The organism is Aeromonas sp. s5 (assembly GCF_040907865.1).
In the GTDB taxonomy this organism is placed as follows: Bacteria; Pseudomonadota; Gammaproteobacteria; order Enterobacterales; family Aeromonadaceae; genus Aeromonas; species Aeromonas dhakensis.
The window spans coordinates 1-18,381 of sequence record NZ_JBFOCO010000004.1; the positions used below are offsets into that span (position 1 = coordinate 1).

The window sequence follows — 18,381 nt, forward strand, 5'->3', positions numbered from 1 at the left end:
ACGATGGTGGCATCGGTCAGCACGGTAGAGAAGAAGTGCTCCTGCTTGCCCTCGACGGAGGTGCGGTACCACTTCAGGGTCACTTTCGGCAGCATTTCGCCGGAGGCCAGGGAGTTGTACATCAGCGGTACGGCCTTGTTCAGGGCCACGGTGAACTTGAACGGCTTGTGGACACGCTGACCAGCAGGCTGACCGGATTGCGGATCGGTCGGTACTGTCACGACGTGTTGGAACTCTTGTACCAGCATCTCGTCTTCGTGGCCCTGCACGAAGATGTTGCCGACGGAATCGGAAGTGAAGGCACCGGCGGTGATATTGCCCTGGGTTTTACCTTCGATGCTGATATAACATGGAGTTGGCATGAGTTTGCTCCTGATTGGTTGAACGGTAATGACACTCGACCTAACCAGTTAGCAGCGACCATGCCACTCTTTTTTATCCATATTTTTCAAAGCATTAACTAACAATCAAGCAAGCCGGCCTGATGCGTGGCGCAAAAAGTTGCAACCAACAGGTTATTGCACCATAAATTCTTGCACATGCAGTGGAACATCTTGCCATCTACGCAACGAGTTGCTTGCCACAAACAGAATCACTGCTCCTCATCCACATTGGCCACCAGCGCCATCTCCACGTTCAGCCTGACCATCCCCTGTTTCAATGCCCATGAGATGGCCTGGCTCTTGCTGCTGGCCCCCAGCTTGTTGACCACATTGTTCAGATGAAACGTCACGGTACGGGGCGTGATCCCCAGGATCTGGGCAATATCGCTCACCTGCTTGCCCTCCGCCGCCCAGCGACACACCTCCAGCTCCCGCAAACTCAGCGCATCGTGCGGTGACTGCCCCGCCAGACAGACCCGGGCCACCGCCTCAAAGATATGCATGGAGAGCCAGCTGATAAAGGGCACCGCAGAGAGCCATTGCTGGCTGGTACGAGGCGTACTGGTAATAAAGGAGAGCAGGCCGACATGGCCGTTGGCACCGTGCCAGGGCAGGGTGATACCGTCGCGAATGCCGTACTCGCTGGCCAGCTGCATCACCTCCCGGCCCTGTTCATTACAACGCTCATCATCGTTCACCACATCGGCCCACAGAATGGGCGTGCTTCTGGTCATGGCGCACTTGACGATGGGGTCGATGGCAAAGAAGCCGCTGCCGGTGTAGGTATCCACCCAGGCCTGTGGGCAACCGTTGAAGATGATGACGTCCGGACGCTGGATGGTGCTGGGAAAGATCAGGGCCAAGCGAAAATAGTCGAATCCCATGCGGCCGCTCAGTTCGCGCAGCAGGGTCACGATGGCGCGCTCGTCAGCCGCCGTCTCGAACTGACCGATAAGCTCCAACGCGTGCAGGGTATTCATTTCCGGGGTATGAGGATCATGCACAAGATAAGGTGGCCAAACATGGAAACATACTGAATGTTAACAAGCGTCAATAGATGACACACCCCGGCACATAGGAAAATCAGAACTGCCCCACACTTTATGCTATCGAACCGTAATTTTTGTAATGAAATGCTACAGAAGAACAAGATCGTTCCACCAGCGACCAGTCATGACTCCTACGGATGTTAATCATTGCAACATTCGTCATGGCTGACCTCTCACCGGCGGACCAGCAGTCCTCCACGCTGCCTGCATTACGCAACAAAAGGAGTCTAAGTTGTGGCGGATGAGCCAGCGAGACGGGATCCCCACCGAACTGTGCGAATATCAGGGCCAACGGAGACGATCAAGACGCTGGTTGCCCGGTGATAGTCTCGCAATGAACGCGATCAAACAGGCAGGAAAATCGCAAGCGTCAGCCTTGGCCAACTGTCTGAAAAACGTGGATAAAGATGGCTTGCACAATCAGAGGCAGAATGACAGCGGGGATTTGAATAGCAAAAAGGCCATCCTTTCGGATGGCCTTTTTGGCTGAATAAATGGCGGAGGAGGTGGGATTTGAACCCACGGATGGTCGCCCATCGCCGGTTTTCAAGACCGGTGCATTCAGCCGCTCTGCCACCCCTCCGCGACAGTGCGGCGAATATTACCCATGGCGATCGCCCTTGTAAATCCCCTCACCGCTCGTTTGCCGATTTATTGGGCTAAATGACGTACAAAGCCGTCAATTTGAGCATAACCAGCGCTTTTTCAACCAGATAACTTGACTTGAAAACAGACTCACCCACTATAGTCAGCATCCCGAAATCCCCAGCAAGATGGACTTATGAAAATCAAACATGCCCTGCTTTGTGCCCTGACGGGTGCCACCCTGCTTGCGGCGCCGGTTCAGGCGAGCGAACTGACCAAGAGCGACGTGGAACAGATAGTGCGCGACTATCTGGTCAAGAACCCGGAGATCCTGGTCGAGATGTCCAACGCCCTGCGCGCCAAGCAGGAGAGCCAGCAGGCCGAGAGCGACAAGACCTTGATCAAGGCTCACGCCAAGCAGCTCTATAGCAACCAGGACCCGGAAACCGGCAATCCCAAGGGCAGCCTGACCGTGGTCGAATTCTTCGACTACAACTGCGGCTACTGCAAACGCGCCCACCCGCTGATCAAGCAGCTGCTGGCGGAAGACAAGGACATTCGCTACATCTACAAGCAGTTCCCGATCCTGAGCGAGACCTCCTACTTCGCCGCTCGCGCCGCCCTGGCGGTACAGCTGGGTCAGCCCGACAAGTACCAGGCCTTCCACGAGAAGCTCTACGCCCATCAGGACCCGCTGGCCGACGAGGCACAGGTGAAGCAGCTGGCAGAAGCAGTCGGCGTCAATTGGAGCAAGGTTGAAGCCAAGATCAAGGATGGCAGCATCGATCAGAATCTCGGTACCAACCGGGCGCTGGCCGAAGCCATGAGCATCTCGGGCACCCCGGCCTTCATCATCGGCGATCAGATCCTGCGCGGCGCACCGCGTGATCTCGCCAGCCTGAAAGGCTTCATCAAGGATGTGCGTGCCGGCAAGAGCATTCAGTAATCCCGCTCCGGCACATAAAAAACGCCCCGGCATGCCGGGGCGTTTTGCTATTCATGCTGCAAACTATCAGATCTGATGGGCCGTCGCGAGAAGCTGTCAGCAAGGTGAAGAGCAGCGCAGGGACCCGAGTTTATATGAATAAATGAGGTTCCCGAGCAGCGCATGACCCTTGATCACGGCTTCGCAGCAGGGCTATAACCGTTCGGGTTCTGGCTTTGCCAGCGCCAGGTATCCACCATCATCCGCTCCAGACCGCGCTCGGCCTGCCAGCCCAGCTCGGCACGGGCCTTGTGCGGCTCGGCCCAGCACTCGGCGATGTCGCCGGGACGACGGGGCTTGATCTGGTAGGGAATGGTGCGACCGCTGGCCGCCTCGAACGCCTTGATCATCTCCAGCACCGAATAACCCTGACCGGTACCCAGGTTGTAGGTAAAGACGCCGGTATCCGACGCGATGCGCGCCAGCGCTTTCAGGTGACCGATGGCGAGATCCACCACGTGGATGTAATCGCGCACCCCGGTACCGTCCGGTGTCGGGTAGTCGTTGCCAAACACCCCCAGCTCCTTGAGCTTGCCCACCCCCACCTGACTGATATAGGGCAGCAGGTTGTTGGGAATACCGTTGGGATCTTCCCCGATAAGGCCGCTCTCGTGGGCGCCGACCGGGTTGAAGTAGCGCAACAGCACGATGGCCCAGCGGGGATCGGATTTGGCGAGATCCCGCAGGATCTCCTCCACCATCAGCTTGGAGCGGCCATAAGGGTTGGTGGCGCTGGTGGGAAAATCTTCCCGCAGCGGTACCGAGGCCGGATCGCCGTAGACGGTGGCCGAGGAGCTGAATACCAGCCGGAACACGCCGGCTTTTGCCATCTCTTCACACAGCACCAGGGTGCCGGTGATGTTGTTCTGGTAATAGGTGAGCGGGATCTCGCTCGACTCGCCAACCGCCTTGAGCCCGGCGAAATGGATCACCGACTCGATCTGGTGATCGGCAAACAGCTGTTGCAGGCAAGTCCGATCCAGCACATCCCCTTCGACGAAGATGACCGGCTTACCGGTGATCCGCTCGACCCGCTTGAGAGACTCGGGGGAGGAGTTGGAGAGGTTGTCCAGCACCACGACCTGTTGCCCGGCGTTCAATAACTCAACCAGGGTGTGGGAGCCGATATAGCCGGCGCCCCCTGTGACCAGAATTGTCATTTTTTATCCCGCGTTCGACTGAAACTGGGATTGAGTCTACCCGCCTTGCTTCGTAGCGAAAAGAGCAGGGTGCCCATTACCTTTCCTCAATAGTCGACGCAAACATCCCCCCTGGCGGTGCAGGAGCAGGCCAGTGCCACTCCACTCTCCAGATCCTGCGGGCTGAGAGTCATCACGCTCTGGCGCTCGATCTCGCCCTCCGTGGTGCAGCGACAGGCGCCGCACACCCCGGCGCGGCAGGCTGCCATCATGGTCTCCCCCGCCCCCTCCAGCGCCGCCAGCAGGGTCTGCCCCGGCAGTATCTTCACCTTCTTGCCGCTCTTTTTGAGGGTCAGCCAGAAGTGGTCGCTGCCGGCTGCAACTGGCGCCGTGCTCGATGTAGCTGCAGGCAGGCCGAACGACTCCTGGTGCAACTGCGCTGCCGGCAGGCCGAGCCCGGCCAGCATTTCGCTCACTGCCTCCATGTAAGGGGCTGGGCCGCACAGATAGACGTGGCGACTCAATAGATCCGGTGCCAATTCCTTCAACATCTCCGGCGTGAGCCGGCCGACCCAGGGATAAACCGCCGGCGCCTCTTCCCCAACTTTCTCCAGCACTAACGCGTGGCGCACACCGGCATGGGTTTCAGCCAGCGCAGCCAAGTCGTCTGCGAAGATCACATCCTCTGGCGAGCGGGCGCTGTGAATGAAGCGGATGTCGGCGTCCGGCCGTTTGGCCAGCTCGTCCCACAGCATGGCCCACATGGGGGTGATGCCGGAGCCGGCGCTCAAGAGCAGCGGCCGCTCGCAGGGCAAGGCCGTCAGATTGAAGTCGCCGAACGGGCCATCCACCCGGATCTCGTCCCCCACCTGCAGGGTCTGGTGCAGATGGTGGGAGACCAGTCCGACATCCTTGATGGTGACCTGCCAGAAAGGGTCCTGCGGGCTGGAGGAGAGGGTATAGGCACGGCAGTGGGGCTTGCCGTCAATCTCGGTGTGTAGGGTCACGCACTGGCCGGCCAGCACGGCGGGCAGGCTGCCCGTCTGCGGCACAAACTGCCAGCTCGCCACGTCGTGGGTATCCGCCCGGCGGCCGATGCACCTGAGGGTGAGGGAGGTGGAGGTCATCGCAAGGCTCCTCTTGTTGAAAAATGTTGGAAAGGGGTCGCTAAAAAAAGGCGAGCCATCAGGCTCGCCAAAGGCTTACAACATGCTGAGCGTGTAAGGCTGTCTCTTTGCTCAGGCCGCCAGGATCTCGGCGAGATCGGCTTCGGCCGTGGTGGTACCTTTCAGACCGAACTGCTCCTCCAGCACCTTGAGCAGGGCCGGGGTGAGGAAGGCCGGGGCGGTCGGGCCGGTGCGGATGTCCTTCACGCCCAGCGCCAGCAGGGTGAGCAGAATGACGATGGCTTTTTGCTCGAACCAGGAGAGCACCAGGGTCAGCGGCAGATCGTTGACGCCGCACTCGAACGCTTCGGAGAGCGCCAGCGCCAGCTGGATGGCGGAGTAGGCATCATTGCACTGACCCACGTCCAGCAGACGGGGAATGCCGCCGATGTCGCCGAAATCAAGCTTGTTGAACTTGTACTTGCCGCAGCCCAGGGTCAGCAGCAGGCTGTCCTGCGGGATCGCCTTGGCAAACTCGGTGTAGTAGGCGCGCTCGGCACGGTCACCGTCACAGCCACCGACCAGGAAGAAGTGGCTGATTTCGCCGGCCTTGACCTTGTCGATCACCGCAGGGGCAGCCTGCATCAGGGCGTTGCGGGCAAAACCGATGGTGATGAAGTGCTCCAGCTCAACGTGCTTGAAGCCTTCCAGCGCTTGCGCCTTGGCAACGACGGCGGAGAAATCTTCCCCTTCCAGGTGGGTCACGCCCGGCCAGCCGACGATGGAGCGAGTGAAGATGCGATCCGAGTAGTTGCCCACGCTCGGGTCGATGATGCAGTTGGAGGTCATAACCACGGCGCCCGGGAAGTTGGCAAACTCCTTCTGCTGGTTCTGCCAGGCGGAACCGTAGTTACCCACCAGATGCGGATACTGCTTGAAGAAGGGATAGGCCAGCGCCGGCAGCATCTCGCCATGGGTGTAGACCTTGATGTCGGTCCCCTTGGTCTGCTCCAGGATGAGCTTGAGATCCACCATGTCGTGACCGGAGACCAGGATGCACTTGCCCGGTACCGGAGTAACGCGTACCTGAGTCGGCTCGGGGTGGCCGAAAGCGGTGGTTTCACCGAGATCCAGCATCTCCATGATCTTGAAGTTGAGCAGGCCAATGTCCATGGCGCACTTGAACAGCGGATCCAGATCGCTCGGATCCGTACCGAGCCAGCTCATGATGCGGTGGAATTCGGCGGCTACCTCGCTGTCTTGCTGATCCAGCACCCGGGCGTGCTCCATGTAGGCGGCAGCGCCCTTGAGGCCGTAGAGGCAGAGCAGGCGCAGCCCCATGATGTCTTCGTTGACCTCGTTCTTGCCGCGGTTGACCGCGGTCTGCGGTGCCTGGGCCAGCTGTTCCAGCAGCTCGCTACCCGGCTCGAAACGGGCGGCAGCAGGCAGTGTGTCGGCCTGCACCGCCAGCAGTGCCAGCTTGGCAGCCAGCTGCTGGCGATAGGCCAGCGCCTGATTGACATAGGCCACGATACGGGCGGAATCGAAGTTGACGTTGGTGAGGGTGGCGAAGAAGGCCTTGGGCACGAAGGCGTCGATCTCGCTGTCGACGATGCCGTGCTCGCGGGCGGCCAGCGCCCAGGCGCTCAGCCCCTGCAGGGTATAGATCAGCACATCCTGCAGATCCGAGGTTTCTGCCGTCTTGCCACACATACCTTGTGCATAGGCGCAGCCGTTGCCTGCCGGGGTACGAATTGTCTGTTCACATTGCACACAAAACATCATGCCTCTCCTAATTGGACATTTCAGTTGTTTGTTTTGTGGCGATTCTATTCCCCTCATGGGAAACTTAATAGGCATTCAATTTGCCAATTCAATATTCATTGATGCAGATCAAAAACAAAAAAAGCCGCCCAAACAGGGCGGCAAGCGGGTGGATAAAAGGAGAGACAACTCAGGTTTGCAACAGAACACGGTAAGGGAACGGGTCGGGCTGGCGTCTGGTCAGGTAGCACCAGCCCTTGACTTCATCAAGCCGGCATACTTCGTATGCATCCGGCTTGGTTAACTATCAGGCTAAATAAGCGCGCAGCATCCAGACCAGTTTCTCCTGCTGCTGCACATAGTCGGAGAGAATGGACGCAGTCCCTTCATCACCGGCATCGGCGGCCTGCCCCAAGATGCGGCGCTGGGCCACCAGCAGTTCGCGGAAACTCTCCAGCAGGGATTCGACGCAGGCACGACCGTCGTGCAGCCCCTTCTGCTCGGCAATGGCGGAAACGTTCAGGTAGTCGCTGAAGCTGTGCAGCGGCACGCCATCCAGGGTCAGGATGCGCTCGGCCAGAGCATCGACCTTCAGCAACAGGTCGTTGTAAATCTCTTCAAACTTCAGGTGCAGCTCGAAGAACTGGTTGCCGCGAATGTTCCAGTGGAAGCCGCGGACGTTCATGTAAAGGATCTGGTAGCTGGCCAGCAACTTGTTCAGTTCGGCAGCCAGCGCTTGTGATTGAACGGTATCAAGACCAATCGGACTCTTCATGTTTCACCTCCAGATTTGACGACCTGGTCATCTTAGAACCCATCAGACTCGAAAGGTAATCGTTAAGACCTAACTGATTGATAGCGAGTGACTATCGTCCACGTTACCGACCGGGCGAGGCGAACTCATTCAGGCTGCCGCTCGATATAGAGGATCACCTCCCCCAGCTGGATGCCGAACTTGCTGATGGCGGCCCGGTTGATCAAACGATCCTGGTCGATCAGGTACATCCAGTCATCGAAACTCACCCGCACCACGCTGCCGTCGGGCAGCGCCAGATCGAGTTGATAGCGCCAGTTGAGGGCAAAGCCGGCCGTCTTGCCTACCGCCTCCCCCACCACGTCGGCGGCCGTGCCGCGCCAATGGCCATCCGCCCCCTTGCTCAAAAACCAGGTGCGGGTCTGCTGGCGCCCGTCGTCAAAGTAGAACTGCTCGAACAGCTCCCCCTTGTCTCCCTGCCAGTGCCCGCGCATCTCCACCCTAAAACGGCTGGTCACCTCGCCGCTGCGATCGGTCACCAGACCGTGCGCTGTCAGCTTGCCATCGAAGAAGCGGGCGAGATCCCACTCGGGACCCCGACCGCGATACTCCTCCAGACTGCTGCCACAGCCGGCCAGCAGCAGAAGAGGCAACAACAGCAGGTAGCGCCAGATGCAGATGTATTTCATGAATCCCTTTTGCATCAGAACTCTCCTCGCAGGCTGCGGGTAAGCGCCGGATCACGGCTCCCTTCTGTCAGCCAGATAGCGAGGAAGGCCGCCGAAAATTGCGGATCGGCGAGGGTGCCGAGCGGCTTGTCCCGCCACCAGAAATGGCCCGCGCCCCCCTTGTCGACATAGAAGGTGAGCCGATCACCCGCCTGGACATCGGGCCAGAATGTGGCGAGCCGGCCAAGCCACTCCTGGCGCTGCTGCTCGCTGCCAAGCCCCAGTCGCTGCCACTCGGCGGCGGTGGCGCTCAAGAGATCTTGCCGTTCGATGGCTCTGGCGTAGGTGAGGCTGAGCGCCTGAGGATAGTGACCCGGCCGATAGCGGCCGTTCTCGCTGTAGAGGGTGGCGTCATAGAGCTTGAACCAGAGCCAGCTCATCTCGCCGCGCCCGACCGGGTGCAGCTGCTGCCAGGGGGTGATCGGGGCTTGCCCGGTCTGGGCGAAAGGGGTCAGCGGTAGGCTCAAGCCTGCCAGCAGCAGGCTAATTCCACCCCATGTGCCAATGGGCGGGATCTTCGAGTTCATGCCAGTCCATCTCCTGTTCCAGCAGCGTGTTGATGTCCTGCATCACCACCTGCTGCAGCTGCCCCTGCGCATCGCGCTGACAGGCCACCACCAGATAGAAACGCTCGGTCAGCTCGTGCTGGCTCTCTTTGGTCCACTTGGAAAACAACAAGGTGTCGGTCGAAAAGGTGTTCATCTCGCTTCACCCTCCAGCTTGACCGTTACCCACAGGAGTACGGGTAACCACCACATCCAGATCACCGCCAGCAGTGCCGCACTGATCCCGATGCCCCAGGGTAAGTGTACTGCCCCCATGGCGGCGCCTGCCACATAGGAGGAGCTGCCGCCGACCATGCCGAACAGCCCCTGCTGCCAGCACGGCAAGGGCCGCAGCCAGCGCAGACCGTGAGAGAGAGTCAGGGCAAAGCCGCACCAGAGCAGCACCAGCCAGAGCGGAAAACCGGCGTTGAAATCAAACAGCCCGAGCTGCCAGAGCAGGGCATCGAGCAGGCTGCCGGCCAGGGCAACCGGGACGAGCCGCCAGTCGTGCCAGCGGCGCGGAGAGCAGAGAAAATGAAGCAGTAGCAGTGCCAGCAGCGGGCCCGGCTGCTGCCACTTCACTGCCAGCAGCCAGTAGAGGTTGAACCCCAGCAGATGGGCCCACTGCCACATGGTCAGCGACCGCCGACGGGCAGATCTCCACTCCAGCCGAGTAGGCCCGGTTTGGCCGCTTCCAGCTGCACCAGGCTGATGGTGCGCTCCCAGAATCCCCCTTCGCAGTAGGCAAAATAGAAGTGCCACAAGCGAATGAAGTCCTGGCTGTAACCCAGGGCTGGCAGCTCGGGGGCCAGCGCCAGGAAGCGCTCGCACCAATCAGCCAGCGTGCGAGCGTAGTGGTGGCCGTGATCGTGCAGCCGCACCAGCTGCATGTCGGTCTCGCGCGCCAGCAGCCCCGCCATCTGGGAGACGCTCGGCAGGCAGCCACCGGGGAAGATGTAACGCTGGATGAAATCAACCCCGCGCAGGTACTGGGCATGGCGCTGATCGGCGATGGTGATGGACTGAATGAGCAGGCGGCCACCGGGTTTGAGCAGCCGCGACAGCTGGCGGAAATAATCGGGCAGGAAGGCGTGCCCCACCGCCTCGATCATCTCGATGGAGACCAGCTTGTCGTAAGTACCCTCCAGCTTGCGGTAATCCTCCAGCAGCAAGGTGATGCGATCCCCCAGCCTCTCCCGCGCGATCCACTCCTTGGCATAGTCGTGCTGGGCCCGGGAGATGGTAGTGGTGGTCACCCGGCAGCCGTAGTGGCGGGCCGCATAGACGGCGAGGCCGCCCCAGCCGGTGCCGATCTCCAGCAGATGATCGTCTGGCCCCAGTGCCAGTCGCTCGCAGATAGTGCGCAGCTTGGCCTGCTGCCCCTCCTCCAGGCTGGCATCGGCATGGGGATAGATGGCGCTCGAGTACTGCATATGGCTATCGAGAAAGCCCTGATAGAGGCTGTTGCCAAGATCATAGTGGGCGGCGATGTTGGAGCGCGACCCGGTCAGGGTATTGCGGTTAAGCCAGTGACGCACCTTGTTGAACGGGAAGCTGAGCCAGCCGAGGCGCCGCTCAAGGGAGTCGAGCAGCGCCAAGTTGCGGGCCAGCAGCCGCACCAGTGCCACCGGATCCGGGCTGGTCCAGAGCCCCTCCACCCAGGTTTCCCCGGCGGCGATGCTGCCCCCCAGCAGCAGGCGGCGATAGAAGGCCGGATCCTGCACCACCAGCTCGGCGTGCAGGTCGGTGCCCGCCACGCCAAAACTGTGACGCTCGCCGCCATCCCACAGCAGCAGCTGGCCGTGTTCGAGGCGCCCCAGCAGATTGAGCAGCAGTTGCCTGGCCCCCTTGTCGATGAAAGAGGCAGAGAGGGTTGATTGCACAAGTTCCATTAGCGGCTCTCCGGATGGGTGAAAATGGGAGTTCGTTTGATAAAAAGACGCAGGGCCTGCCAGTAGATCCCGAGCAGCACCTTCATGGTCATCCAGGGCCAGCGGGCCAGCAGGGCCGCCAGCCCCTTGCGCGACAGCGGCGCCCGGCGCAGCGCCAGGGTGGCGTCAAACAGCTTGGCTTCACCGGATACGGGGTGGCTCTCGATGTGGATCAGTGTCTCCTGCGCGGGCGGGCGAATGCGCCAGTGGTAGCGCATCGCCAGCCCCATGAAGGGGGAAACGTGAAAATCCTTGTCGTGGGGGGCCAGCGCCGCCAGATCCAGCAGGTAGTAGTGACGTTCGTTCCAGGGGGTGTTCGACACCTCCGCCAACAGATAGCGCGCCTCTCCCTGCCGATAGCAGAAGTAGAAGTTGACCGGGCTGAAGTAGAAACCGAGGCAACGCACGTTGCCAAGCAGCAGCACCCGCCCCTCGGGTTCGGCATCGCCACCCAGTTCGCTCACCCTTTCCCACACCGCCTGCTTGAGAGGCCCATCGCTGCCGCGCAGGTAGTCGTCACGGCGAAACGAGAGCAACCCTGCTCGCTCCACCCCGAACCAGCGCCCGCGATCGAGTTGTGGCAGCTCGTCGAGATCCAGTCCCAGCATGAAGAGGTTGTAGGAGAAGGCATGGGCGCGCGGTGCGAAGCGACGATGGCGCACCGACCCCTGCCAGATGGCGCTGAGGGTGCCGGTCATGGCCTCGGCACTCGCCTCCTGGCCTGCCAGAACTGCACCCTTCATAGCTCGGCCCCGAACCGTCTGGCTACGTCCAGGGCGCTGCGCACCCCGTCTTCGTGAAAGCCGTTGTACCAGTAGGCGCCGCAGAAGTGGGTGTGTTGCTGGCCGCAGATCTCGGCCCGCCGCTGCTGGGCTGCGATGGAGGCCTGATTGAACACCGGATGGTGATAGACGAAGCGGCGCAGCACCTTGCTCTCGTCTACCTTGCCTTGCGGATTGAGGCTGACACAGAAGGGCTCTGGCGAGCTCACCCCCTGCAAGATGTTCATGTTGTAGCTCACCAGCGGCCGCGCCCCGTCATCCTCCCCCAGCTGATAGTTCCAGCTGGCCCATGCCTTGCGCCGCACCGGCAGGCAGGAGGCATCGGTGTGCAACCAGACATCGTTGGCCTGATAGGGCATGGCGCCGAGAATGGCCTGCTCCCGCTCGCCCGGGTCCGCCAGCAATGCCAGCGCCTGATCGCTGTGACAGGCGAGGATCACCTCGTCAAACCGCTCCTCGCCATGGCGGCTCTGGATCAGCACCCCGTCCGCCTGACGCCGGATCCCCTGCACCGGGCAGGCCAGGCGTATGTGTGCCTGCCAACCCGCCGTCAGCGGGCCTATGTATTCCCGCGAGCCACCCGGGATCACATACCACTGGGGGCGGTTGGCCACCTCAAGCAGGCCGTGGTTGGCAAAAAAGCGCAGAAAGAAGCTCAAGGGGAAGGCGCGCATATCGGCCAGGGTCGATGACCAGATGGCGGCCCCCATCGGCAAGATGTAGTGGCGGGCGAAGTAGTCGCTGAACTCCCCCACCTGCAGAAAATCCCCCAGGGTCAGCTCGAGGCCGGCCCCCTGCTGTTGCCCATCCGCCAGCCAGGCCCGCGCCTCCCGGTTGAAGCGCAGGATCTCGGCGACGAAGCCGTAAAAGCGCGGGCTCAACAGGTTGCTGCGCTGGGCAAACAGGGTATCCAGGTTGTGGCCGTTATACTCCAGCCCCTGTGGGCTTTTCACCGAGAAGCTCATCTCGGCCGGCTGGCGCGCTACCCCGATCCGTTCAAGCAGTCTCAGGAAGTTGGGGTAGGTGCGATCGTTGAAGACGATGAAGCCGGTATCGATGGCATAGCGGCGCCCCGCCTGCTCCACATCGACCGTGGCGGTGTGGCCACCCAGGGTCGGCGCCGCCTCGAACAGGGTAATGTCGTGCAGCTTGTGGAGCAGGAAACCGGCGGTCAGGCCTGAAATGCCGGAGCCGACGATGGCGATCTTTTTCTTCATGAAGGGCGTCCTTTCGATACGAGTGCGCGGCCAAGGCGCAGCCAGAGCCCCGTCGGCAGCACGCCGAGCAGGCGCAGCAGCCAGATGAAGCGGCGGGGAAAGTGGATCTGGTGGCGACCGGCGGCGAGCCCGTCCATGATGGCGCGAGAAGCCTCTTCCACCAGCACCAGGCAGGGCATGGGAAAATCATTTTTGGCGGTGAGCGGGGTCTGGACAAAGCCGGGGCGGATCAGGGTCACCCCAACCCCTTTGCCGGCCAAATCGAGGCGCAGGGTATCCGCCAGATAGTCGAGGGCCGCCTTGGAGGCGCCATAGGCCTCGGCCCTGGGCAGCGGCAGCCAGCTTACCGAGGAGCTGACGATGGCAAGGCGTCCGCCCACCCCGAGCAGCGGCAAGAAAGCGGCCAGGGCATGACCGGTGGCAATGAGGTTGGTCTCGATGACCCGGGCAAACAGGGCGCCGTCAAACCCCTCGTCCACCGCCATGTACTCGCAGTTGCCGGCATTGAGGATCACCAGATCGACCCGTGGCAAGCCGGCCGCCGCCTCGCTCACGGCGTTTGCATCGCGCCCGTCAAACTGCAGCGGCGTGATACCGTGGCGCCCCAGAGCAAGCAGCCGCTCGCCATCGCGCCCACAACCCCACACCTGCCAGCCGGCGCGCCGATAATCAAGCGCCAGCTGATAGCCGATGCCGGAGGTGGCGCCGGTGATCAGCACCCGGCCGCTCATGCGCCCAGCCTCATCTTGATGGTGCGCACCACGGACCCAAGCAGCGGCAACTGCTCGTAGAGCATGGCGCCCATATCGAAGTAGTCGCGATGCAGGCACACCTTGCCCGTCTCGTCGAACTCGAGGCGAGTGGCCCCCTCCACCGTCACCGGGGCGCCGCCGCGCAGCCTGGGATGGGAGAAGGTCATGGTCCAGCCGAGCCAGGCCTGGCGCCCCTGTTGCAGCTGGCTGGTGATGACGAAACGGCAGTAGGCCAGGCGCTGATAGAGGGCGGCAAAATAGTCGGTGAGCGCCGCCAACCCCTCGATGCGGTGAGCAGGGTCGGTAAAGACCACCTCGTTTGCGTAGACCTCGGGCAAACGGTGCAACTCATCTCGGTTTAGCTGCTGATAGAGGGCCACAAAGCGGGCCAGCGACTCATCCATGCTATTTCTCCAGGGCGCGAAACATCTCGATGGCTCTCACCCGGGCAACGGCGTGGTCCACCATGGGGGCCGGATAATCGCGCCGCCCCTTGAGCCGCAACCAGTCGTGGGGCTGGTGCAGATAGGCGGCAGGCAGATCAGCCAGCTCAGAGACCCAAATACGAATGAACTCTCCTTGCGGATCAAACCGTTGCCCTTGGGTGGTGGGGTTGAACACCCGGAAATAGGGCGCCGCATCGGCGCCGGTGCCCGCCGCCCACTGCCAGCCGCCGTTGTTGGCCGCCAGGTCGCCGTCGATGAGCCGGCTCATGAAGTAATCCTCCCCGAGCCGCCAGTGGATGTGCAGATCCTTGGTGAGAAAGCTCGCCACTATCATCCGCAGCCGGTTGTGCATCCAGCCGGTGGCGTTGAGGCAGCGCATCGCCGCATCGACGATGGGGTAGCCGGTTCGTCCCTCACACCAGGCGGCGAAGGCATCCGGATCCCAGCTCCACGGCAGGGCCGATGTCTCCGGTTTGAAGGGCCGATTCATGGAAAGGGTCGGGATCAGCACCAGCAGGTGGCGATAGAACTCGCGCCAGATGAGCTCATTGAGCCAGACAAAGCCGGGCTGGGCCTTGGACTGGGGCCGGTAGCCAAGCCGCTGCTGGAGCGCCGCCACGCACTGGCGCGGGCTGATGATGCCGGCCGCCAGATAGGGGGAGAGCACGGAGGTACCCGCGATGGCAGGGAAATCGCGGGTCTCGCCATAGTCGAGCACCGCCTGCTCCAGAAAGTCATTCAGACGGCGGCTGGCCTCGGCCTCCCCCACCGGCCAACGGGGATCTGCCGCCAGCTCGCCAAGGACGGCATCGACGAAGTCCCGCTCGGCCAACGCCTGCCACGGCAGCGGCTCGCCGCGCGGCGCCGGCGCGCGATGAATGACGAAGCCATCCTCGTCGAGCGCCTTGAGCCAGGCGCGGCTAAAGGGGGTGAAAACCTTGAACATCTCGCCAGAGCCGGTCAGCACCCGCCCCGGCGGCAGCACGCAGCAGCCGTTGAACCAGTGACAACCAATCCCCTGTTCTGCCAGCGCGGTTGTGACGGCCTGATCCCGGCGCAGCTCGTCGATCTCGATGGCCTGATTGGCGTAGAGCTGGGTTACCCCCAGCTCGCGGCAAAGATCTGCCAGCGCCGCCGGCACCTCGGCAAAAGTCTCCACTCGCAGTAGATGCAGCGGGATGCCGAGCGCCGCCAGCTCGCGGCCCAGCGCATCGACCTGGGCCAGCAGAAAGCGCTGACGGACGGGGGCCAGCTTGTGCTGCCGCCACTGGGTGGGAGAGATGATAAAGAGCGCGGCCACCGGTTCATCATTGGCGCAACCGTGACGCAAGGCCGGGTTGTCGGCCAGGCGCAGATCATTGCGAAACCAGACCAGCTTCATGATTTTTTCCTCCCACGTCCGTTGGCGCCAGCCGCCGCAGGCCTGCCCGCCATCACCTCGGCAAGGCCCGCCTGCCAGCCATGGGCTTGCAGCCACTCGCCATCGTAGAGGCGCCCCAGCTCGCCAAAGAAGCGGGTACCGGCGGGCCAGCCGGCAGCCAGATCCGGCTTGCCAAGGCCAGCCCCCAGCAGCACCAACCAGGGGGTAACGGCACGCCCCTCCAGCAGGCTGGCATGGCGCGGCTCTACCGCCCCCAGCAGTTGCACCTCATAACCTTGACCGATCAGCTCGTAGGCGGCCCAGACCAGATCGAGCGGGCCCACCTGTCCCCAGCTCGCCAGGGTGACCGGCACGCCCTTCTCCTGCTCGATCAGGTGGCGGGCAAAGCGGGTATGCAGCCAGCCCAGCCACACCTGTTGCAGCAGTTCGCCATCGGGCCGCTCGCGCCACAGCCCGAGCAGCCGCTCCACCAAGGGTTGCAGTACCCGGCTGCGTACCAGCTCGAACGGGTAGCTCGCCAGCAGGTCGTTGAGCTCTGCCTCCGCCTTGCGCTGGTTGAAGGCGAGCAGCGCCTGACTGAACTGCTCCAGGGTCTGCTGCCAGTGATCGCTCACCGGCTGGGCCTGGGGTTCACTCAGGAGTCCCTTCACCTGCCCGATACTCACCCCCCGCTCCAGCCAGCTCAGGATCTCGCCGATCTGGCGAATGTCCTGCTCGCTGTAGAGACGGTGGCCCTTGTCGGTGCGGGCCGGCTGCACCAGGCCGTAGCGGCGCTGCCAGGCGCGCAGGGTCACGGCATTGACGCCGGTGAGGCGAGAGACCTCGCGAATGGGGTAGATCCCCTCCTCCGGCGAAGGAGAAGCGGCGTGTGGCAAATCAGACATAACGGCATCCAGCAAAGGTTGAGGAAGAGGCCCCGGCCATCAGCCGGGACCTGCACAGGTTATTCAGAGCCCGTAGCGCAGCTTCAGCGTGTCGGGATGGGGATTGAGGTACACCTGCTCGGCGAGATAGGGGTTGGGGTACTCGCGCAGGTAGTGGCGGATCAGGGTGAGCGGCACCAGCAGCGGAAAGACGCCGGTACGGTACTTGTCGATGGTGTCGCACAGCTCCTGCTTCTGGGCCGGGGTCAGCACCCGCTTGAAGTAGCCCTGCAGGTGCATCAGCACATTGGTGTGGCTGCGCCGGTTGGCCCGCAGGGTCAGCGCCGCCATCAGCCCCTTGATGTAGCTGTCGGCCACCTGCTGCAGGTCGGCCCTGGCCAGGTTGCCGAGCAGCTTGCCGAGCGCACGGTAGTAGGTGGTGGCGTGGGAGAGCACCAGGTACTTGTAGCGGGAGTGGAAGCGGATCAGCGCAGAGGCGGTGATGCCGCGCGCGCAGAGCTGCTGCCAGTCGTGGTAAGCGAAGACCCGCAGCACGAAGTTTTCCCGCAGGATGGGATCGCACAGGCGGCCATCCTCTTCGACCGGCAGCAGGGGATTGGCCTCCATCAGCGCCTTGGCAAACAGGCCGACCCCCTCCTTGGCACTCCCCTCGTTGTTGGCGCCATAGATCCGCACCCGCTCCATGCCACAGCTGGGGGATTTGGCGCAGAGGATATAGCCGGAGATGAAGTCGAGCTGGCGCGCCTTCTGCTCGCTGAAGGCGATGAGCTGGTCGGTGACATCGAAGCTGCCGTTGCTCGCCTCGGCGCGGATCTCGCCGTGGCGCTTCACCAACCGGATGGCGGCGCGGGGCGCGCCGAGGCCAATGGCCATCTCGGGACAGACGGGGTGATAGTCAAAGTGGGCACCGAGATCCCGCTCGCAGAAGCTGGAACGCTTGTGGCCCCCGTCGAACCGTACCTCATGCCCCAGCAGGCAGGCGCTGATACCAACCTTGATCTTGTACATGCCATCACTCCTTGTATAAGTCTGAATCAGTTATAGCAGTTATACAAAAAAATGGAAGTTGTATAACTATTGCGGACTGATACGGCGCAAGGGTGAAGGGTGGATCAACCGGAAATGAAAAAACCCATGACCGAAGTCATGGGTAAAAATGAAGACACTACAGGAAGGATGATTAGAAGCTGTACTTCACACCCAGGCTGGTGATGGAACCCTGTTGCAGATCCCACTTGCGATAGGTGTAGTCGGCGGTGAGGGCCAGGTTCTGGCTCACCTTGTAGGCAGCGCCCACTTTGAAATCGTGCATGTCGTCGGTCATGTTGGCGTAGCGGTAGGCGGTGGAGAGTTCGACGGCGCCGATGTCGTAGCGCAGGCCGGCCTCACCGTACATGCTGCCGCTGTTCTTGCGGGTGATGACGTCCCAGCCGCTGTCTTTGACGTTGGCAGCCACCTGACGCTCCATGGTGTAGCCCATCAGGCCCGCTTCCCCATACAGGTTCAGACCGGTGCTGAGCGGGGTGTAGACACCCAGACCCAGGCTGGAGATGCCCATGCTGTCGTTGCCATCGTTACGGGAGGTGTACTCGCTGCCCAGACGACCGTAGAAGTTGGAACCGAAGCTCTTGGAGAGGTCCAGGTTCAGACCGCCGAAGTCGCGGTTGTTGCTATCTTTGCCGCCAATGTAGTCGGACTTGGTGTGCGCCCAGGTCAGACCGCCTTTGGCGTAGCTGAAGGCATCCTCAGCCAGAGCGGAAGTAGAAGCGAAACCGGCCAGAACCAGAACAGAAAGTGCAACTTTTTTCATTTTGATGACTCCATCGTTGAGCTAGTTGAGACCTAGCTGGAATGGGGTCATTGTGCAGAGGACGGGGAGAAATGCCGAGCGGCAAGCTGTTGCCAAACCATGTCAGATGTAAGCAACTGTTGCTGGCGGTTACCGGGTTA

22 protein-coding genes and 1 tRNA gene are annotated in these 18,381 nt (G+C 61.9%); 3 read left to right on the top strand and 20 right to left on the bottom strand.

Annotation, left to right across the window (positions count from 1 at the left end; translation table 11 throughout):
• Window positions 1-362, bottom strand: a 362-nt coding sequence (hcp1, locus tag AB5Y94_RS00665; protein ID WP_368204467.1) for a type VI secretion system effector Hcp1, incomplete at its 3' end; no start/stop codon positions are given.
• Between the two features lie 230 nt (window positions 363-592).
• Window positions 593-1,363, bottom strand: a complete 771-nt coding sequence (locus AB5Y94_RS00670; protein ID WP_042009218.1) for a LuxR family transcriptional regulator — start codon at window positions 1,361-1,363, stop codon at window positions 593-595.
• Window positions 1,364-1,673: 310 nt separating this feature from the next.
• Between AB5Y94_RS00670 and AB5Y94_RS00675 the strand changes: the two genes are divergently transcribed.
• Window positions 1,674-1,922 (top strand): hypothetical protein, encoded by a 249-nt coding sequence (locus AB5Y94_RS00675; protein ID WP_336291066.1) that lies wholly within the window; start codon window positions 1,674-1,676, stop codon window positions 1,920-1,922.
• A gap of 5 nt (window positions 1,923-1,927) precedes the next feature.
• Here the strand turns inward: AB5Y94_RS00675 and AB5Y94_RS00680 are convergent.
• Window positions 1,928-2,015: transfer RNA gene (locus tag AB5Y94_RS00680), tRNA-Ser, on the bottom strand.
• Window positions 2,016-2,213: 198 nt separating this feature from the next.
• Between AB5Y94_RS00680 and AB5Y94_RS00685 the strand changes: the two genes are divergently transcribed.
• Window positions 2,214-2,963: a DsbA family protein gene (locus AB5Y94_RS00685; RefSeq protein ID WP_368204468.1), complete on the top strand. Its 750-nt coding sequence runs from the start codon at window positions 2,214-2,216 to the stop codon at window positions 2,961-2,963.
• 173 nt (window positions 2,964-3,136) lie between these two features.
• Here AB5Y94_RS00685 and galE read toward each other — a convergent pair whose 3' ends face one another.
• The 3 genes from galE to hcp form a co-directional block, all read right to left on the bottom strand.
• Complete coding sequence (gene galE, locus AB5Y94_RS00690) at window positions 3,137-4,162, bottom strand: UDP-glucose 4-epimerase GalE (RefSeq protein ID WP_336291057.1); 1,026 nt, start codon at window positions 4,160-4,162, stop codon at window positions 3,137-3,139.
• 86 nt (window positions 4,163-4,248) lie between these two features.
• Complete coding sequence (locus tag AB5Y94_RS00695; RefSeq protein WP_368204469.1) at window positions 4,249-5,268, bottom strand: FAD-binding oxidoreductase; 1,020 nt, start codon at window positions 5,266-5,268, stop codon at window positions 4,249-4,251.
• 111 nt (window positions 5,269-5,379) lie between these two features.
• Window positions 5,380-7,029 (bottom strand): hydroxylamine reductase, encoded by a 1,650-nt coding sequence (hcp, locus tag AB5Y94_RS00700; RefSeq protein WP_336291065.1) that lies wholly within the window; start codon window positions 7,027-7,029, stop codon window positions 5,380-5,382.
• A 58-nt stretch (window positions 7,030-7,087) separates the two neighbouring features.
• Between hcp and AB5Y94_RS00705 the strand changes: the two genes are divergently transcribed.
• Window positions 7,088-7,315 carry a hypothetical protein gene (locus AB5Y94_RS00705; RefSeq protein WP_368204470.1) on the top strand — a complete coding sequence of 76 codons (228 nt, stop codon included), beginning with the start codon at window positions 7,088-7,090 and terminating at the stop codon, window positions 7,313-7,315.
• 3 nt (window positions 7,316-7,318) lie between these two features.
• Here the strand turns inward: AB5Y94_RS00705 and AB5Y94_RS00710 are convergent, their stop codons facing one another.
• The 14 genes from AB5Y94_RS00710 to AB5Y94_RS00775 all read right to left on the bottom strand — a co-directional run bounded on the left by AB5Y94_RS00710 (window position 7,319) and on the right by AB5Y94_RS00775 (window position 18,241).
• On the bottom strand, window positions 7,319-7,786 hold the full coding sequence (locus AB5Y94_RS00710) for a Dps family protein (protein WP_017779811.1): 468 nt from the start codon (window positions 7,784-7,786) through the stop codon (window positions 7,319-7,321).
• 125 nt (window positions 7,787-7,911) lie between these two features.
• Window positions 7,912-8,469: a DUF3833 domain-containing protein gene (locus tag AB5Y94_RS00715; protein ID WP_336291055.1), complete on the bottom strand. Its 558-nt coding sequence runs from the start codon at window positions 8,467-8,469 to the stop codon at window positions 7,912-7,914.
• Window positions 8,469-9,020 carry a chalcone isomerase family protein gene (locus AB5Y94_RS00720; RefSeq protein WP_368204471.1) on the bottom strand — a complete coding sequence of 184 codons (552 nt, stop codon included), beginning with the start codon at window positions 9,018-9,020 and terminating at the stop codon, window positions 8,469-8,471. Before AB5Y94_RS00720 ends, AB5Y94_RS00715 begins: the two co-directional genes overlap by 1 nt.
• The gene (locus AB5Y94_RS00725) at window positions 8,977-9,195 is read right to left on the bottom strand and encodes a TIGR02450 family Trp-rich protein (protein WP_005303669.1); all 219 of its coding nucleotides are present in this window, start codon (window positions 9,193-9,195) and stop codon (window positions 8,977-8,979) included. Before AB5Y94_RS00725 ends, AB5Y94_RS00720 begins: the two co-directional genes overlap by 44 nt.
• A complete protein-coding gene (locus AB5Y94_RS00730) occupies window positions 9,192-9,671 on the bottom strand; it encodes a DUF2878 domain-containing protein (protein WP_336291053.1) in 480 nt (159 codons plus the stop codon). Before AB5Y94_RS00730 ends, AB5Y94_RS00725 begins: the two co-directional genes overlap by 4 nt.
• Before the next feature lie 2 nt (window positions 9,672-9,673).
• Entirely contained in the window at window positions 9,674-10,930 is a 1,257-nt protein-coding gene (locus AB5Y94_RS00735) for a class I SAM-dependent methyltransferase (protein WP_368204473.1), read from the bottom strand.
• Complete coding sequence (locus AB5Y94_RS00740) at window positions 10,930-11,712, bottom strand: DUF1365 domain-containing protein (RefSeq protein ID WP_336291051.1); 783 nt, start codon at window positions 11,710-11,712, stop codon at window positions 10,930-10,932. Before AB5Y94_RS00740 ends, AB5Y94_RS00735 begins: the two co-directional genes overlap by 1 nt.
• Entirely contained in the window at window positions 11,709-12,968 is a 1,260-nt protein-coding gene (locus AB5Y94_RS00745; RefSeq protein ID WP_336291050.1) for an FAD-dependent oxidoreductase, read from the bottom strand. The genes AB5Y94_RS00740 and AB5Y94_RS00745 overlap by 4 nt, the downstream gene beginning before the upstream one ends.
• A complete protein-coding gene (locus AB5Y94_RS00750; protein WP_368204474.1) occupies window positions 12,965-13,699 on the bottom strand; it encodes an SDR family NAD(P)-dependent oxidoreductase in 735 nt (244 codons plus the stop codon). The genes AB5Y94_RS00745 and AB5Y94_RS00750 overlap by 4 nt, the downstream gene beginning before the upstream one ends.
• The gene (locus AB5Y94_RS00755; RefSeq protein ID WP_054544256.1) at window positions 13,696-14,124 is read right to left on the bottom strand and encodes a nuclear transport factor 2 family protein; all 429 of its coding nucleotides are present in this window, start codon (window positions 14,122-14,124) and stop codon (window positions 13,696-13,698) included. Before AB5Y94_RS00755 ends, AB5Y94_RS00750 begins: the two co-directional genes overlap by 4 nt.
• A gap of 1 nt (window position 14,125) precedes the next feature.
• Window positions 14,126-15,547, bottom strand: a complete 1,422-nt coding sequence (gene phrB / locus AB5Y94_RS00760) for a deoxyribodipyrimidine photo-lyase (RefSeq protein ID WP_201892828.1) — start codon at window positions 15,545-15,547, stop codon at window positions 14,126-14,128.
• Window positions 15,544-16,431, bottom strand: a complete 888-nt coding sequence (locus AB5Y94_RS00765; protein WP_368204476.1) for a MerR family transcriptional regulator — start codon at window positions 16,429-16,431, stop codon at window positions 15,544-15,546. The genes phrB and AB5Y94_RS00765 overlap by 4 nt, the downstream gene beginning before the upstream one ends.
• A gap of 63 nt (window positions 16,432-16,494) precedes the next feature.
• Window positions 16,495-17,439 carry a YbgA family protein gene (locus AB5Y94_RS00770; RefSeq protein WP_368204477.1) on the bottom strand — a complete coding sequence of 315 codons (945 nt, stop codon included), beginning with the start codon at window positions 17,437-17,439 and terminating at the stop codon, window positions 16,495-16,497.
• 172 nt (window positions 17,440-17,611) lie between these two features.
• Window positions 17,612-18,241: an outer membrane beta-barrel protein gene (locus tag AB5Y94_RS00775; RefSeq protein WP_005303698.1), complete on the bottom strand. Its 630-nt coding sequence runs from the start codon at window positions 18,239-18,241 to the stop codon at window positions 17,612-17,614.
• Window positions 18,242-18,381: the final 140 nt, after the last annotated feature.

Excerpts from the sequence above, each read along its gene's own strand:
- AB5Y94_RS00740 (WP_336291051.1), bottom strand. The coding sequence starts at position 11,712 with ATGAAGGGTGCAGTTCTGGCAGGCCAGGAGGCGAGTGCCGAGGCCATG.
- AB5Y94_RS00750 (WP_368204474.1), bottom strand. The coding sequence starts at position 13,699 with ATGAGCGGCCGGGTGCTGATCACCGGCGCCACCTCCGGCATCGGCTAT.
- galE (WP_336291057.1), bottom strand. The coding sequence starts at position 4,162 with ATGACAATTCTGGTCACAGGGGGCGCCGGCTATATCGGCTCCCACACC.
- AB5Y94_RS00715 (WP_336291055.1), bottom strand. The coding sequence starts at position 8,469 with ATGCAAAAGGGATTCATGAAATACATCTGCATCTGGCGCTACCTGCTG.
- AB5Y94_RS00765 (WP_368204476.1), bottom strand. The coding sequence starts at position 16,431 with ATGTCTGATTTGCCACACGCCGCTTCTCCTTCGCCGGAGGAGGGGATC.
- AB5Y94_RS00695 (WP_368204469.1), bottom strand. The coding sequence starts at position 5,268 with ATGACCTCCACCTCCCTCACCCTCAGGTGCATCGGCCGCCGGGCGGAT.
- AB5Y94_RS00675 (WP_336291066.1), top strand. The coding sequence starts at position 1,674 with ATGAGCCAGCGAGACGGGATCCCCACCGAACTGTGCGAATATCAGGGC.
- AB5Y94_RS00710 (WP_017779811.1), bottom strand. The coding sequence starts at position 7,786 with ATGAAGAGTCCGATTGGTCTTGATACCGTTCAATCACAAGCGCTGGCT.
- AB5Y94_RS00685 (WP_368204468.1), top strand. The coding sequence starts at position 2,214 with ATGAAAATCAAACATGCCCTGCTTTGTGCCCTGACGGGTGCCACCCTG.
- AB5Y94_RS00770 (WP_368204477.1), bottom strand. The coding sequence starts at position 17,439 with ATGTACAAGATCAAGGTTGGTATCAGCGCCTGCCTGCTGGGGCATGAG.
- AB5Y94_RS00775 (WP_005303698.1), bottom strand. The coding sequence starts at position 18,241 with ATGAAAAAAGTTGCACTTTCTGTTCTGGTTCTGGCCGGTTTCGCTTCT.
- AB5Y94_RS00745 (WP_336291050.1), bottom strand. The coding sequence starts at position 12,968 with ATGAAGAAAAAGATCGCCATCGTCGGCTCCGGCATTTCAGGCCTGACC.
- phrB (WP_201892828.1), bottom strand. The coding sequence starts at position 15,547 with ATGAAGCTGGTCTGGTTTCGCAATGATCTGCGCCTGGCCGACAACCCG.
- AB5Y94_RS00755 (WP_054544256.1), bottom strand. The coding sequence starts at position 14,124 with ATGGATGAGTCGCTGGCCCGCTTTGTGGCCCTCTATCAGCAGCTAAAC.
- AB5Y94_RS00720 (WP_368204471.1), bottom strand. The coding sequence starts at position 9,020 with ATGAACTCGAAGATCCCGCCCATTGGCACATGGGGTGGAATTAGCCTG.
- AB5Y94_RS00670 (WP_042009218.1), bottom strand. The coding sequence starts at position 1,363 with ATGAATACCCTGCACGCGTTGGAGCTTATCGGTCAGTTCGAGACGGCG.
- AB5Y94_RS00730 (WP_336291053.1), bottom strand. The coding sequence starts at position 9,671 with ATGTGGCAGTGGGCCCATCTGCTGGGGTTCAACCTCTACTGGCTGCTG.
- AB5Y94_RS00725 (WP_005303669.1), bottom strand. The coding sequence starts at position 9,195 with ATGAACACCTTTTCGACCGACACCTTGTTGTTTTCCAAGTGGACCAAA.
- AB5Y94_RS00705 (WP_368204470.1), top strand. The coding sequence starts at position 7,088 with ATGGGAAACTTAATAGGCATTCAATTTGCCAATTCAATATTCATTGAT.
- hcp (WP_336291065.1), bottom strand. The coding sequence starts at position 7,029 with ATGTTTTGTGTGCAATGTGAACAGACAATTCGTACCCCGGCAGGCAAC.
- AB5Y94_RS00735 (WP_368204473.1), bottom strand. The coding sequence starts at position 10,930 with ATGGAACTTGTGCAATCAACCCTCTCTGCCTCTTTCATCGACAAGGGG.